General features: G+C 58.7%; 12 protein-coding genes and 1 tRNA gene. 10 read left to right on the top strand and 3 right to left on the bottom strand.

Features of this window, described 5'->3' with window-relative positions:
- Window positions 1-59 precede the first annotated feature (59 nt).
- The 7 genes from holA to OZX64_RS04590 all read left to right on the top strand — a co-directional run bounded on the left by holA (window position 60) and on the right by OZX64_RS04590 (window position 6,753).
- On the top strand, window positions 60-1,055 hold the full coding sequence (gene holA, locus OZX64_RS04560) for a DNA polymerase III subunit delta (protein ID WP_277174979.1): 996 nt from the start codon (window positions 60-62) through the stop codon (window positions 1,053-1,055).
- A complete protein-coding gene (gene tsaE, locus OZX64_RS04565) occupies window positions 1,045-1,641 on the top strand; it encodes a tRNA (adenosine(37)-N6)-threonylcarbamoyltransferase complex ATPase subunit type 1 TsaE (protein WP_277171693.1) in 597 nt (198 codons plus the stop codon). The genes holA and tsaE overlap by 11 nt, the downstream gene beginning before the upstream one ends.
- Before the next feature lie 122 nt (window positions 1,642-1,763).
- On the top strand, window positions 1,764-2,693 hold the full coding sequence (gene tsaB / locus OZX64_RS04570) for a tRNA (adenosine(37)-N6)-threonylcarbamoyltransferase complex dimerization subunit type 1 TsaB (protein ID WP_277171694.1): 930 nt from the start codon (window positions 1,764-1,766) through the stop codon (window positions 2,691-2,693).
- A gap of 6 nt (window positions 2,694-2,699) precedes the next feature.
- Complete coding sequence (locus OZX64_RS04575) at window positions 2,700-3,284, top strand: GNAT family N-acetyltransferase (RefSeq protein ID WP_277171695.1); 585 nt, start codon at window positions 2,700-2,702, stop codon at window positions 3,282-3,284.
- Window positions 3,281-4,324, top strand: a complete 1,044-nt coding sequence (tsaD, locus tag OZX64_RS04580; RefSeq protein WP_277171696.1) for a tRNA (adenosine(37)-N6)-threonylcarbamoyltransferase complex transferase subunit TsaD — start codon at window positions 3,281-3,283, stop codon at window positions 4,322-4,324. The genes OZX64_RS04575 and tsaD overlap by 4 nt, the downstream gene beginning before the upstream one ends.
- 121 nt (window positions 4,325-4,445) lie before the next feature.
- A tRNA-Asn gene (locus OZX64_RS04585) sits at window positions 4,446-4,518 on the top strand.
- Between the two features lie 252 nt (window positions 4,519-4,770).
- Window positions 4,771-6,753, top strand: coding sequence for an acyltransferase family protein (locus OZX64_RS04590; protein WP_277171697.1), 1,983 nt, complete (start codon window positions 4,771-4,773; stop codon window positions 6,751-6,753).
- 204 nt (window positions 6,754-6,957) lie between these two features.
- On the opposite strand, the gene OZX64_RS04595 is transcribed toward OZX64_RS04590, so the two are convergent.
- Entirely contained in the window at window positions 6,958-7,587 is a 630-nt protein-coding gene (locus OZX64_RS04595) for a DNA-3-methyladenine glycosylase I (RefSeq protein WP_277171698.1), read from the bottom strand.
- Window positions 7,588-7,806: 219 nt separating this feature from the next.
- Between OZX64_RS04595 and OZX64_RS04600 the strand changes: the two genes are divergently transcribed.
- Complete coding sequence (locus OZX64_RS04600) at window positions 7,807-8,541, top strand: M23 family metallopeptidase (RefSeq protein WP_277171699.1); 735 nt, start codon at window positions 7,807-7,809, stop codon at window positions 8,539-8,541.
- A gap of 171 nt (window positions 8,542-8,712) precedes the next feature.
- Here OZX64_RS04600 and OZX64_RS04605 read toward each other — a convergent pair whose 3' ends face one another.
- On the bottom strand, window positions 8,713-10,347 hold the full coding sequence (locus OZX64_RS04605) for a hypothetical protein (RefSeq protein ID WP_277171700.1): 1,635 nt from the start codon (window positions 10,345-10,347) through the stop codon (window positions 8,713-8,715).
- Window positions 10,348-10,469: 122 nt separating this feature from the next.
- Window positions 10,470-11,693: an NADP-dependent isocitrate dehydrogenase gene (locus OZX64_RS04610; RefSeq protein ID WP_277155874.1), complete on the bottom strand. Its 1,224-nt coding sequence runs from the start codon at window positions 11,691-11,693 to the stop codon at window positions 10,470-10,472.
- A gap of 149 nt (window positions 11,694-11,842) precedes the next feature.
- On the opposite strand from OZX64_RS04610, the gene OZX64_RS04615 reads away from it, so the two are divergent.
- Complete coding sequence (locus tag OZX64_RS04615; RefSeq protein WP_277171701.1) at window positions 11,843-12,967, top strand: GuaB3 family IMP dehydrogenase-related protein; 1,125 nt, start codon at window positions 11,843-11,845, stop codon at window positions 12,965-12,967.
- A 224-nt stretch (window positions 12,968-13,191) separates the two neighbouring features.
- On the top strand, window positions 13,192-13,692 hold the full coding sequence (locus OZX64_RS04620) for an Rv3235 family protein (RefSeq protein ID WP_277171702.1): 501 nt from the start codon (window positions 13,192-13,194) through the stop codon (window positions 13,690-13,692).
- Window positions 13,693-13,708: the final 16 nt, after the last annotated feature.

The raw sequence follows: 13,708 nt of genomic DNA on the forward strand, positions 1-13,708 counted from the left end.
GTCGTAGAGGTCTCGCCGTGATGCGGCCGGACCGGGTAATCGGAAAGAATCGAGGAATGATGGCCGGAAAACGAGCCCGACGGCGAACCCGGTTCGTGTTGGTCGTCGGAGGAGACGAGTTCCTCAACGAGCAAGAGGTACGCGATTGCCGTGACGAGGCCGCAAAGAACGATCCGGAAGCAGAGATCGTCGAACTCGATGCGGGCGAGGCGAGCCGATACGACTTCGACGAGGCCGTGAGCCCGTCGCTGCTGAGCTCGAGCTCGATTGTCATCATCCGCCACATCCAGAATTCCGAGGACGCGTTGACCGACACCATGGTCGATTACTGCACGTCCATGGCCAAGGACCCTTCCACTGCGGCGGGAACGGTCATCGCACAGCATGACGGCGGGCAGAAAGGCAAGAGAATCATCGACAGGCTCACCAAGGCGGGAGCCGAAAAAAAGGCGGTTCCCGATCTCAAGCGTGCCGACGCCAAGCTGAACTTCGTCATCCAATGCTTCGAGCGCCGCAAACGCCGCGTCGACCCGGCCGCAGCCCAACAGCTGGTCGCCGTGCTGGGGGAGAAGACCGGTGAGCTCGCCGCCATGTGCGAGCAGCTGTGCTTCGATTTCGACGACGACCCCATCGGTCTCGAGCTGGTCGACCAATACCTGACCGGCAACGCCGAGGTCACCGGATTCGCAGTGGCCGATGCGGCGCTGAACGGCAATGACGCCAAGGCCATCATCAACATGCGCGCCGCCGTCGCGCAAGGCACCGATCCCATTGCTCTGGTCGGCGCTCTGGCGATGAAACTGCGGACGTTGGCCAAGGCTTCCGCGCTACGTTCCGGCAGCATATCCCAAGCCGAGGCAAAGACCAATCCATGGGTCCTGCGCAACGCCACCCGGCAACTCGGCGGATGGACATCCGCGGGGCTTTCCAGATGCATCCAGACGCTGGCATGGGCCGACGAACAGAACAAGACCAACGGGGGAGACCCGATGTATGCGCTGGAGCGTTCCATCGAACTGATCAGCCACAAAGGACATATGACAAATGAACGATGAATCTCGCTATACCGTCGAAGTGCCGACCGGCACCGATATGCAGGCTCTTGGAGCGAAGGTGTCCGCGTGCGTGCGAGGCGGCGATGTTTTGCTGCTTTCAGGACCGTTGGGGGCAGGCAAGACCACCTTCGCGCAAGGTTTCGGAGCCGGCCTGCATATTCAGGAACCCATCGTTTCCCCGACCTTCACCATCGCCCGGGAACTTGACGGGCGTTTTGCCGACGGCACCCCCGCGCATCTGGTACACGTCGACGCGTACCGGCTTGGAGGCAACGCCTACGCACCCGGCCAGGACACGGTCGACCGGCTCCTTGATGAACTCGAATCGTTGGGGCTTGACGAGGAGCTTGAAGATCCGGGCGAGCATACGCTGGTCCTCATGGAATGGGGGGAGCAGATGGCCTCCGCGTTTGCCCAGGAACGTCTTGAGGTGCATATCGAACGTCCGCTTGACCGGCAGGCACTCGCCGAAGAAGCCCAAGACTGGCAAACGGAGCTGACAGGCGACGGCATGCGTACGGTGGCCTTCGTTCCGGTCGGTGAACGCTGGAAGGATTTCGGCCGCCAACTCGACGCGTTGCGATAGTCAAGACCGTGCCGGAACTCAGCGGTTATGTCGACGATGTACAGTTGCAACGGCATGAATCCTGATGTCCGGCGATCGAACAGTCATCGGCCGGATGACAATCAATGGTAGGAGCGGCAAATATGGCGAACACACTGGTCATAGACACCTCGTTCGGTTCGACGGTAGGCGTCTTGGGACACGAGCCGATCGTGGAAACCGATTCACGTACCCATGTCGAAAAGCTGCAGGTCAATATCGGCACGGCCGTGGGCTCGGCGGGGCTCGCGCCCGGCGAGCTTGACCGGATTGTCGTCGGTGTCGGACCGGCGCCATTTACCGGGCTCCGCGCCGGAATCGTCGCGGCGAAGGCCATCGCATACGCCACCGGCGCGCAATTGCTCGGCGCCGACGTCCTCGAGCCGCAGGCATGGATGATGAAACTGAAACGCCAAGGTGATGACCGGCTTGCCGATTGCGGTTTTCTCGCCACGACGGGAAAGACTGCAGGCGAGCAACATACACGTCATCTGACTCTGGCCGTCAACGACGCCCGTCGACGTCAGCTGTATTTCGCCCTTTATGCCGATGAAGAGAACAAAGCCGAGGGGGAACACAAGAAGCCCGAATCCGCTGTCGCAGGCGAGCGGCCGTTTGTCTTCACGGCAGTCACTATGGACATCGATTATCCGCAACATATCGTCGAACGGGTCCTGAAGGCCATTGAGGGGTTGGATGGCGTTGGTGCCGCCGGTGAATACCGTATCGACATCGTCGGCCATGGTGCCTCGAAATACGATGAGGCCTGGCAGGGATTCGGCGAATCATTGGGGCAGGTCATCGACCATTCCGTGTTGGATGCCGGGGCAGCAGGCCTACAGATTTTCACTGATTGCACCCTGGCAAGCAACGGTTTCGACATTGCAGCATCGAACGATGCCGAGGCGATATCGGATAACGGCAATAAGAACGGTATACGGCCGGTAGAACCGCTCTATCTGCGCCGTCCGGACGTCTCCGTGCCCAATCCCTTGAAGCATGTGCTGAACCATGCCGGCGCCACGAAAGCCTGACGGTACATGATCGTCGATTTCGGTGAGCTTGATCAGCAATGGGCCCTGCGGTCCGCGCTTGGGCTCGAGACCGAGCTTTTCGGTGCCCAGGCTTGGGACATTCAGACGCTTCGCACCGAGATAACGGACACGTCACGAACCTATCTGGCCGATATCGTCGAGGGATCCGGTGCCGCCACGACGCCAGATGCCGATGGCCGTGGAACCGATGGCGGGAGTGCATTCGCCCCACCGTCCACGACCGCCTTGGCGATGCGCGGTTACGCCGGCATATGGCACGCCGACGCCCGGGCCGAGATCATGACTATCGGCGTCGGGAAACGGTTCCAACGCAAGGGCGTCGCCAGGAACCTTCTCGACGCATTGATCAGCCGTGCACGGCATTGCGATGTTCGTCGCATCACCCTGGAGGTCCGTGTCGACAACGAGCCGGCGAAACGGCTCTATCGCTCACGTGGCTTTGAGGGTATCGGCCTGCTGCGGCATTACTATCAACCCGAAAACATCGATGCCGTCGAAATGGCCTTGGACCTCGAAACGCATATCATGGGATTCGGCAGCGTCAAAGAGAATATGGAGCAAAAGCAATGAGCGAACCGACAGTACTGGGTATCGAATCGACCTGCGACGAGACCGCGGCGGCCATCGTGCGCGGACGCACCCTTGTTTCCAACGTGGTCGCCTCCTCCATGGAGGAACACGCGCGTTACGGCGGGGTCATCCCCGAAATCGCCTCACGCGCCCACGCCGAAGCGTTCGTGCCCGTGGTCAGCAAAGCGCTGGCCGACGCCGACATGGACCTTTCCGACATCGACGCCATTGCGGTGTCGGCCGGTCCGGGCCTTGCCGGCTGCCTGGCCGTCGGGGTGTCCGGAGCGAAGGCGCTTGCATGGTCGGCGAACAAGCCGATCTACGGCATCAATCACGTCATCGGTCATATCGCCGTCACCCAACTGCAATTCGGGCCATTCCCGAAAGACACCCTGGCGCTTATCGTTTCGGGCGGCCATACGTCGCTGTTGCACGTCGGAGACGTCGCCCGCCACGTGGACGTCGTCGGCACGACGCTTGATGACGCCGCAGGGGAGTGCTTCGACAAGGTCGCCCGCCTGCTGGGCTTCCCCTACCCGGGAGGCCCCCATATCGACAGGCATGGCCAGCTTGGCGATCCCCACGCCATCAAGGTGCCGCAGGGCCTCACCAAGGGCAAGGCAGGCAAAGAGCATCCCTACGATTTCAGCTTCTCGGGCGTGAAGACCGCCGTGGCCCGTTGGGTTGAGGCACAACAGGCCGCAGGCAACCCGATTCCGGTCGATGACGTCTGCGCCTCGCTGGCCGACTCGGTCGCCACGGTGCTGGCCAATAAGGCCATGCACGGATGCGAGGAATACGGTTCCAAGACGTTGATCGTCGGCGGCGGTTTCTCCGCCAATTCCCAACTGAGGGCCAAACTGCTTGAAGTCGGCGAGCAGCAAGGTGTCGAGGTGCGCATCCCGCAGATCAAGCTGTGCACCGACAACGGCGCGATGGTCGCCATGCTCGGAGTCAACCTGGTCGAGGCCGGCATACGTCCTTCTGCTCCCGATTTCCCGATTGATTCGGCCATGCCGATGAACGTCATCAGCGTCTGAGCCGCTTCCTTGAACCGCGACACCCCGCAAAAATCAGGCGACACGCCATTGGAGTTGCGAGCTGACGATTCTTGTATATTATATATTTCTTGTGCGGTGCTTGAGGCTTCGCACGGGACATTCCCGCATAGCTCAGTTGGCAGAGCGTCTGACTGTTAATCAGAATGTCGCTGGTTCAAGCCCAGCTGCGGGAGCGGAAAGATAATCCCGGGAGTTTAACTCCCGGGATTTTTCGTAAGTGCTAGGATTCAAGCTTTCGGATATATGACTCTGAGGCAGGGGAATTTCGGTAAAGGTATATCAGCGTCGGCGATGAACCGTCTCCACTCAGGTAATGCGAACAGCGGCGTGTCAGCCCCCGTAAAGCATCTACGCCTTTTGTTACTGTACTGCTTTGTGACCCGAGCGATAAGGCCACGTATTGGCAGTGAATGAAGAAGAGGTTGATGTTGGGACGCACCGGAAACAGCCCAAAACCGACTGAAAAGAATACGCCCGGTGGTTCCCTCACTTCGAATTCCCTGCTGGTTTCTCAGCCTTCCCGCAACAACGCAATCGATGGTCTGAGAGCCTTGGCCATCATCGGGGTGGTGGCCTATCATGTGCGTCCGTCTCTGCTGCGTGGCGGCTTTCTCGGCGTCACGGTGTTCTTCGTCATCTCCGGTTTCCTGATAACCGGCAGCGTGGAACGACGGATGTCCGGACCGCAGGGGTTTCATTATGCAGGCTACCTGTACAGGAAAATCAAGCGTCTGACCTTCCCGCTGCTTTCCCTGATCGCACTGGTCGTGCCGATCGCCTATCTGCTTTCGCCGGGCATGCTTCCGAAACTGCATCTCGATGCGCTGCCCAGCGCGTTGTATGCCAGCAATTGGGTCTATATCTTCCGTAAGGTTTCCTATTTCAGTGCCGCGGGACTCCCGTCACCGCTTACCCATCTGTGGTTCCTCGCACTGACCATGCAGTTCTATCTGGTCTGGGTCTCGCTGCTGTGGCTGATGCACCGTTTTGGCTTACGGTTGCGCATCAGATTCCTGGCAACTCTGCTGCTTGCCGTCGCGTCCACGGTTCTGATGACGGTGCTCTATGTTCCCGGAACCGATGTGTCTCGCGTCTATTACGGCCTTGACACACGTTTTTCGGAATTGATGGTCGGCGCATTGCTGGCGTTGATGGTCGAGCGGGCCAAATCAAAACAAGAACTCGATTCGGAGACGTCAGGCACCGGACGTCGGCCTGCTCTGTTCAATCTCGCCTTGGCGGGAGCCGGGTTCTGCCTTCTCGCCGCCCTGATCGTCCTGTATTATGCTGCAGACGGCAATGACGCATGGCTGTACCGCGGCGGCTTCCAGGCGGTCGCCCTGATCGTCGCCCTGCTGCTCGCCGTCGTTCTGGTGCCGGGCAATCTCTGCCGTTCGCTTTTGGGGATGCGGGTGCTACGTTACATCGGCTCACGCTCCTTCTCGATCTATCTGGCCCATTATCCGCTGCTTGAATTCATGAACCCCGCCATCCGCACACAGCCGTTGCGTTGGTGGGAATGGATCGTGCAATTCATGGTGCTGTGGGCGTCCTGCGAGGCCTTCTATCAGATGGCCGAGGCGACGCGCAAATCCAGGCCTGCAGGCAAGGGGCCATTGCGCGAAATGCGCCTGATCACTAAGATCCTGGCGTTGTGCGGTGTGGTGGCCGTTGTGCTGTGTACGCTACTGCCTGTGAATTTCAATAGGGTGGCCGGCGAACGTTCGTCTGTCTTACGACGGGAATATCTTGCGGTCGAGCGAAACATGGGAATGGCGACTGCGATCAGAAGCGACCTGATGACGCTGCGCAGGTCGGCCGTGCCCAAGCCGTCGCTGAATCTGCCTGTGCGTTTGGTGCCGAAGGCCGCCAAGGTACCCAAAAACCTCGATACCAAAGGTTGGACCTACGATGCCGCCACAGGTTCATGTAGTGCGAATCCTCTGATTATCAGCGATTCCGTGGAGATGGGTGCGCACGATTATGTCCAGCAGCATATCCCGGCAAGCATTCAGGACAATATGGTCGGCCGCCACTTTTCCACAGGTGCCGACCTCTTCCGCAAGCATCAGGGGCAAGGCCAGGCCGGAAGCGTTGTCATCATGGCACTGGGGACCAACGACCGCATTGTCGACGAACAACAGGTCGAGGACCTGATAGCGGCGGTGGGCGACGAACCCATATACCTCACTACGGTCCGTATGCCCGATACCTGGCAGGATTCGAACAACCAGATTCTGCGTTCCGTGCTCGCCAGGCATCCGAATGTAGGGCTTCTTGATTGGTATTCGGTGAGCAACATGCATCCTGAATACTTCTACGACGACGGGACGCATCTGACTCCCGGGGAGAACGGCGGCCGTGAGGCCTACGGCATCATGCTGAGGCAGGGACTGTGCGGGCAATGATGTCCGTTCAACCGTTGCGGCAGTGAAACGAATTGAGGCACCAGCCCGCCAGCCGGGAATAAGGAGCCGAACCTGTCAAGTGGCGCACGGCGAAACGCGGCTGCCGGCCGTGTCAAGGAACCCGTCATATTGATCGTGGCATTGAGCTGAGACGCAAATCTTCGGGAGACGAACGTCTATTGGCTCAACCCTGACCTAACGTCATCAATCCTGCCTCTGCGGGCACCGGAAACAGCCCTGAAGATGGTCGTTGACCATTCCCGTCGACTGCATATAGGCATACATGGTGGTAGGCCCGACGAACTTGAATCCGGCCTTTTTCATGGCTTTGCTCATTCGCGTAGAGGCTTCCGTGACCGCCGGCACCTCCTCAAAGCTCTGAGGCCTGCGGATATACGGGCCCGACGGGGCGAAACTCCAGATGTAATCGGCGAACGGCATACCCAAGCCCAATACGACCTGTGCATTATGGACGATAGCCTCGATTTTTCGCCGGTTGCGGATGATGGCCTTGTTGGCCATCAGGCTGGAGACCTCGGGACCCATCTGCGCGACACGTTCGATATCGAAATCATGAAAAGCCTTGTCAATGGCCCTGCGTTTATTGATAATCGTGTTCCAGGAAAGCCCGGCCTGCATGGCTTCAAGCGCTAGACGTTCGAACAGGGCCTGCGAATCATGGCAGGGCGTGCCCCATTCCGTATCATGATAGACCAACATGTCGTGGCTCAGGTTGAGATACGACTCGGGCCAGCAGCGATAAAGGCCATCAGGCTGCGACCGAGTGATCTGGCCGTTCGGATCGTTTTCCTCCGTCTCTTGGTCAGCGTTCATGTTCTCGACCGCTCCTTTCTGATTCCGTTATCTCTTTTATACTCCCTTTCGGAGAACTGGCAGCATGTGGATAACTTTTGCGACACGCCCGGGCGTTGTGGATAACCGGGGACATCCGACCACACTACTTGTTTTTGACCCGCTGATCGCAAGATTCGGGGCATAGTGGAACAAGAGGTCCGGGCGAATACAGGCCAGTGTGCAATGAAAGGAGAAGCCATGGCAATGATGAGCAACAGGGAAAGGCAACGTCGTAAGCGCGAACTCGTGCGCTTCGTCAGGCAGCAACGCAGGCAACGGCTGATCGGCTTGATCTGGGGGTCGGTCACCGTGGTAACGGTATCCGCAGTGCTGCTCATAGGATTCGGCACCTCGGGTCGGCAAGCCTTGGCCGCTACGGGCAGCATGGCCGATCAATCCGTGGACTCGCCTGCGATCGATGGTGAAACCGATGAGCCCCCATGGTCGTTCAGCCATCATCCACTGGGTGTCGTTGAGCCGATCGAATCCTCAGACCTTGCTGTCCAGAACACAAAAGGCTGTCAGGCAGACATGAGATGGCCGGTCGTGCCACATGTGGTGATACGAAAATTCAAGGCCCCCAAGCAGGCCTGGGGACCGGGCCATCGCGGTGTCGATATCGCGGCGATAGAGGATACCCCTCTGTTCGCTCCTGCAAACGGTTTCATCAGTTTCGTCGGTATCGTGGCGGGCAAATCCGTGGTAAGTATCCGCCATAAGAGCCTCACCCTGACGCTTGAACCCGCGCAGACGCTTTTGCCGATAGGGACGCCTGTGATCAAAGGCATGCCGATCGGCACCGTCAAAGGGGTTTCGGACCACTGCACGGGACTGTGCGTGCACTGGGGAGTGAGAAAAAGCAGAAAGGAATACAGGGATCCGCAACAATTGGCGACAAAGCGAAAGATAGTCCTCAAACCTGTTGCAGCCTAAGTCGGCCTGTAGCCCGCGCCTGGCGGAAGAGGCAAAAGCCAATGGCGACAAGCCAACACTCAGCGTGAAATAGATACGCCTTACTTTCCTCGTCCGCCAGAGACGGCCTAAAGGCAGCCGCCACCGTACCGGCCCGAATGGTCGGAAAGGCTGCGAGCGCAATGACGCTGTTTACAGTCCTGCGTCCGCCAGAGAAATGTACCCGGGTTCAATCAGCAGGTGTTTGAGGTTGCTCGCGCTGACGGTCAATGACTTTTCATGGATGGTGCCCATCTCCACGCCGTCGACGGTTGTCGCCTTGACGTAGGGGAGTTCGCTCACCTTTTTCCCATTCTCGATTGCCACCGTCGCACCGGCGATGTCCTGCGAGAGCTTTTGGATGTTCTCCATGCCGGTCATCCACTGCTTGCCGTTGACCACATCGGGCAACATGTCGACATAGGCGCCGTAGCCGGTGATGATCGGCCAGGCCATATCCCCGTCATCGTTCGTTCGCACCCGACTCTTGATGCCGGGAACGTCCTCTTCGCTGTCCTTCGGCTTGGGCGGGGCTACCTTGTTGAGATTGTGTTTGCCGGTCAGTGTTCCGACTATGCCGGAGACTTCAATCTCGGGATTGATGTCGGCGGCGGTACCGGTGTATTTGAGGGTGGTCAGCTCATCCACAACCGCGGACGATACGAAATCGTTCATGGCCAGAATGCCATCGACATGAAGCGGCTGGCCTTCTTTGGACGAATCGGTGAGCCTGTCGTTGAGTTCCGTCTTTATCTCGGCTGTTTTGGAAGCCTTGAACGACACCGATTCCCAATCCTTGTCGGTAGTGGATGCGCTGAGCTTTTTCGACGGGCTGATGGCGCGGCCGTCTTTGAAGTAGGGCTGCAGCACGTGCCATATACCCGCAAAAGCCTCTTTGGCGAACGTCTGGCTCGTATTGAGAGTCGAATCGGTGTCCTCTCCCACGGGAATCATGACCTCAAGGGATTTCGGATGCATCTTGGTCGTCTTTTCCAAAGCGAGTTTCGAGACAAGCTGCCGGGCTTGCAGAACACCGATCTGGCGTGGGGTCGATAGGCTCACGAAGACATCGGGAGTAAACCCGGCCAGCGGATTGGCGAGAATGACGGTATGCGCTCCGACTTTCCTGGCAAGTTTCAGGGTCTTCGCCAGACGCTTCCCGGCCGCGATTTCGTTCTGTTTGTCGGTTCTGTCCTTGTCATCGTTCTGCGCCTGATCCGATGCGTCGCTCGAAGCGGATGATGGTTTGGCCTTCGTGTCATCGTTGGTTTGTCGATCGGTCTTGCCAGCCGGCTTCTCCGTGTCGTATGCGGGCGCATCGGCGGGATTGGTGACATAATCGCCGTATTGCTCGTTGCCTTTGTTGGCCGAGGTCGCAGGTGCGACGATCAGCGTCGTATGGCGGTTGGAGTCATCCGATGCGGTGGCAAGCTGGTTGACCACATAGTCCTGCACGTCATCACTCTGCTTGCGGAGGTTGCCGTCCGTCTTCACTTTGATGTTCTTTGACGAAAAGCCCGCATCGGTCAGCGATTTCGTGATGGCGGGGGCGAGCTTGGCCCACTTGTTCAGCGGGGTGTGCGAGGAGATGGAAATCCCATCGGACGGGGTGAACACCATTACATTGCTCTTGGCCACCGCCGAACTCACCGATATCTTGTCGGTGTCGATCGATGTGCTTCCTGCGTCCTTATGCCCCTCACCGCAAGCCGCCGACGTCATCGTCAGGACCACAGCAGTAGCGAAAGCCAGGAATCGTGCCAGGGAATGCTTGCCGCGCGTCGTCATGAATCACCCTTCTTTATACGCTAAATTCAATCAAGACCGATAATAGTCTTGGGCCGATATGAAGCGCCGCCGCAATTGGATACCTCTACAATATGTGCGACAGCGCCATCACAGATCCGCCCTTAACGTGATTGGCCCAATTCCTTTTGCAGTCCTTCGTCCAAGGCATCCATGAAACCAGCCGTATCGAGCCAAGGCTGGTCGGGACCTACGAGCATGGCCAGGTCCTTGGTCATCTTCCCGCCTTCCACGGTGTTGATGATGACCTGTTCCAAGGTTTCGGCGAAATGGCCGACTTCGGGCGTCTCGTCAAGCTTGGCCCGCTGCTTGAGCCCTCCGGTCCATGCGTAGATCGAAGCGATGGGGTTGGTCGAGGTCTTCTCGCCTTTGAGCCAGCGACGGTAATGGCGGGTGACGGTGCCGTGCGCAGCCTCGGCTTCCACGGTCTTGCCGTCAGGGGTCATCAGCACGGAGGTCATCAATCCCAGCGAGCCGAATCCTTGTGCCACCGAATCGGACTGCACGTCGCCGTCATAGTTCTTGCAGGCCCAGATATAGCCGCCGTGCCATTTCATCGTGCTGGCCACCATATCGTCGATCAGACGGTGTTCGTAAGAAAGGCCCTCAGCCTCGAAACGGTCCTTGTATTCGGTTTCATAGACTGCGGCGAAAATGTCCTTGAATTCGCCGTCGTAGGCTTTGAGAATCGTGTTCTTCGTCGACAGATACACCGGATAGTGACGCATGAGCCCGTAATTGAAGCAGGCCCGCGCGAAGCCGCGGATGGAGTCGTCAAGATTGTATTGCACTTGGGCGACGCCCGCACCCGGATAGTCGTAGACCACGTGTTCGATGGGCTCGCTTCCGTCGGCGGGTGTGAAGGTGACCGTCAGGCGTCCCGGTTTGTCGACCTTGAAATCCGTGGCCTTGTACTGGTCGCCGAAAGCGTGGCGGGCCACGACGATGGGCTTCTTCCAGCCGGGGACCAATCGCGGGATGTTGGCGATGACGATGGGCTCGCGGAAGATCGTGCCGCCGAGAATGTTGCGGATGGTCCCGTTCGGCGACTTCCACATCTTTTTCAGGTTGAATTCCTTGACACGTGCCTCGTCGGGGGTGATGGTGGCGCATTTGACGCCGACATGGTGCTTTTTGATGGCGTTGGCCGCATCGATGGTCACCTGGTCATCGGTCGCGTCGCGGTTTTCGATGCCGAGATCGTAATAGTCAAGATTGACGTCGAGATAGGGCAGGATAAGGCGGTTCTTGATATCCTTCCAGATCACCCTCGTCATCTCGTCGCCGTCAAGCTCGGCGACCGTCCCTTCGACCTTGATCTTTTTCATATCTGCCCTTTCTCTGCTATCAGGAAATACGAAGCCATTATCACGCCTGAAGATGTCATCGGCGTTGCTTTGACTGACTGGCGAGACGCTCTTTGTACGTCATTGCCGATCGTCTACGCTCGTCACGTAGGGGAAGTAATCTGGAAGCCATGACTCAGGAAATTGAAATCGGTTTGGGCAAAAAAGGCCGTTTGGCTTATTCCTTGGACGATATCGCCATCGTCCCCTCACGCAGGACCCGCGATCCGCAGGACGTTTCGACGGCTTGGCAGATCGATGCCTACCAGTTCGACGTGCCGGTGCTTTCGGCTCCGATGGATTCGGTGACCAGCCCTGCCACGGCGATCGCCATGGGCAAGCTCGGCGCTCTCGGAGTGCTCGACCTCGAAGGGTTGTGGACACGATACGACGACCCGCAGCCGCTGCTTGATGAGATCAGCCGGCTTGACGAGAGCAGCGCCACGGCCCGTCTGCAGGAGATCTACGCGGAGCCGATCAAGCCGGAACTGATCACCCGGCGTCTTCATGAGATACGTGACGCAGGCGTCACCGTCGCCGGCGCGCTTTCGCCCCAGCGCACGCAGGAGTTCTATTCGACCGTCGTCGACGCCGGCGTCGACCTCTTCGTCATCCGCGGCACGGCGGTTTCGGCCGAGCATGTTTCGCAGAAACACGAGCCTTTGAATCTGAAGAAGTTCATCTACGACCTTGATGTGCCGGTCATCGTCGGGGGAGCGGCCAGCTATACCGCGGCCCTTCATCTCATGCGTACCGGTGCCGCCGGCGTGCTTGTCGGTTTCGGCGGCGGGGCCGTTTCCGCGACACGGGCAACCATCGGCGTCCATGCGCCTATGGCCACCGCGATCGCCGATGTGGCCGAGGCCCGTCGTGATTATATGGACGAATCCGGCGGCCGCTACGTGCAGATCATCGCCGACGGCGGCATGGGCACCTCCGGCTCGTTCGTCAAGGCGCTGGCCATGGGCGCCGACGCGGTCATGCTCGGAGCGCCTTTGGCACGTGCGCAGGAAGCACCCGGCAAAGGCACGCATTGGGGTGCCGAGGCTCGCCATCCCTCCCTTCCCCGCGGGAAGCGGACAACAGTCGGTACGGTTGCGCCGTTGCAGCAGATTCTTTTCGGGCCCAGCCATAACGCCGACGGAACGGTGAACTTCATCGGCGCCCTTCGCCGGGCCATGGCTTCCACCGGCTACGTCGACCTGAAGAACTTCCAGCATTGCGACGTAACAGTCACGCTTTCGCATCTGGGCTGATACGCTGAAGCAAGCATTATTCCGTTCGGGCTATCTGGGTAACCAGATAGCCTTTTTCCGTTCGTTGATTAGTATTGTACGTTTATAATCATCGTATTCGATTCAAGGTTTTCCGAAACTCGATCGATAATCTTGATTTTTTGCCGAATCGGCCCTTTTCCCTTGACAATCCCTTGAATTTCTGTTGCTCTGGATGATAGCAAGAACAGCGAAAAGGAGGCTCAATGATGACCACGGAGACACGACCGCAACAGATGGTGGTCACCTATCGTTCCGGATTGCCGGCCTACGACGGGTCAATTCGAATCGAGTTGTCGAACAGACCGGTTCCCTTCCATATCTCACGCTGCTACCCCGGAACCTTGAGCGAGGCCGAATGCCGACGATTCAGCCTGGCGTCCTGCAGGCTGGCATGCATGAGTCTGGACGTGGTGCGAGGACGCACGCCTCCGCAAAGGCTGCAACAGGTCCTGAGCGGCCCCTGCGTCCAACGTCTCGAAACCATGTCGTATCTGTTGGAGAACCATCTGCGCACCCATCCGGCACTCAAGGCCAAGTTGTGTTATCTTCCCGCCATACCCATGTTGGTCTACACCACATTGGTCAGCCCCGAGATCACGGAGACCGTGGTAAGCCTGTCGGTCGGTCAGTCAACGTACTGGGTCACCCTGGTCTTCAGACGCAACGGATCACGATGGATCTGCACCACCGCCGACCTGGGATGAGGCGGTATGAACAGCC

The organism is Bifidobacterium sp. ESL0704, assembly GCF_029392075.1.
Taxonomy (GTDB): Bacteria; Actinomycetota; Actinomycetes; order Actinomycetales; family Bifidobacteriaceae; genus Bifidobacterium.

What these genes read in the sequence shown, in the direction of transcription:
- holA (WP_277174979.1), top strand. Translation starts at nt 60, where the DNA reads ATGGCCGGAAAACGAGCCCGACGGCGAACCCGGTTCGTGTTGGTCGTC.
- OZX64_RS04610 (WP_277155874.1), bottom strand. Translation starts at nt 11,693, where the DNA reads ATGAAAAAGATCAAGGTCGAAGGGACGGTCGCCGAGCTTGACGGCGAC.
- tsaE (WP_277171693.1), top strand. Translation starts at nt 1,045, where the DNA reads ATGAACGATGAATCTCGCTATACCGTCGAAGTGCCGACCGGCACCGAT.
- OZX64_RS04595 (WP_277171698.1), bottom strand. Translation starts at nt 7,587, where the DNA reads ATGAACGCTGACCAAGAGACGGAGGAAAACGATCCGAACGGCCAGATC.
- OZX64_RS04620 (WP_277171702.1), top strand. Translation starts at nt 13,192, where the DNA reads ATGATGACCACGGAGACACGACCGCAACAGATGGTGGTCACCTATCGT.
- tsaD (WP_277171696.1), top strand. Translation starts at nt 3,281, where the DNA reads ATGAGCGAACCGACAGTACTGGGTATCGAATCGACCTGCGACGAGACC.
- OZX64_RS04600 (WP_277171699.1), top strand. Translation starts at nt 7,807, where the DNA reads ATGGCAATGATGAGCAACAGGGAAAGGCAACGTCGTAAGCGCGAACTC.
- tsaB (WP_277171694.1), top strand. Translation starts at nt 1,764, where the DNA reads ATGGCGAACACACTGGTCATAGACACCTCGTTCGGTTCGACGGTAGGC.
- OZX64_RS04605 (WP_277171700.1), bottom strand. Translation starts at nt 10,347, where the DNA reads ATGACGACGCGCGGCAAGCATTCCCTGGCACGATTCCTGGCTTTCGCT.
- OZX64_RS04575 (WP_277171695.1), top strand. Translation starts at nt 2,700, where the DNA reads ATGATCGTCGATTTCGGTGAGCTTGATCAGCAATGGGCCCTGCGGTCC.
- OZX64_RS04615 (WP_277171701.1), top strand. Translation starts at nt 11,843, where the DNA reads ATGACTCAGGAAATTGAAATCGGTTTGGGCAAAAAAGGCCGTTTGGCT.
- OZX64_RS04590 (WP_277171697.1), top strand. Translation starts at nt 4,771, where the DNA reads ATGTTGGGACGCACCGGAAACAGCCCAAAACCGACTGAAAAGAATACG.